Origin of the sequence: Alteripontixanthobacter muriae, from assembly GCF_013336795.1 — a bacterium.
Lineage (GTDB): Bacteria > Pseudomonadota > Alphaproteobacteria > Sphingomonadales > Sphingomonadaceae > Pseudopontixanthobacter > Pseudopontixanthobacter muriae.
The window spans coordinates 1-324 of the sequence record NZ_JAAFZT010000055.1; the positions used below are offsets into that span (position 1 = coordinate 1).

The window sequence follows — 324 nt, forward strand, 5'->3', positions numbered from 1 at the left end:
AGTGTCGTTGCCTCCTCGGCCAAGTATCCTGTCGTTCCCTCCGCCACCTTCGAGCGTATTGATCCCGTTATTACCATCGATGAATTGGGCGAGTTCATTACCCCTCAGATTCACAGCATCCGTGCCTGAAGTTGAAGTTGTAGTTAGGAACTCAATATCTACTCCTGCTGCGAGAGCGTAGTCGACGGATGAATGGACTCGGTCGGTACCTCCTCCTGTAGCCTCTATCACTACGTCTGCGGCGTTATCGACGATGTGTACGTCGTTTCCGGTTCCGCCCACCGTCGTGTCGGTTCCAGTTCCACCTTCAAGAACATCGTTACC

1 pseudogene is annotated in these 324 nt (G+C 53.1%); it reads right to left on the reverse strand.

The window, feature by feature from the left end:
* Positions 1-324: pseudogene (locus G7A66_RS14695) on the reverse strand (hypothetical protein); the annotation flags it as partial.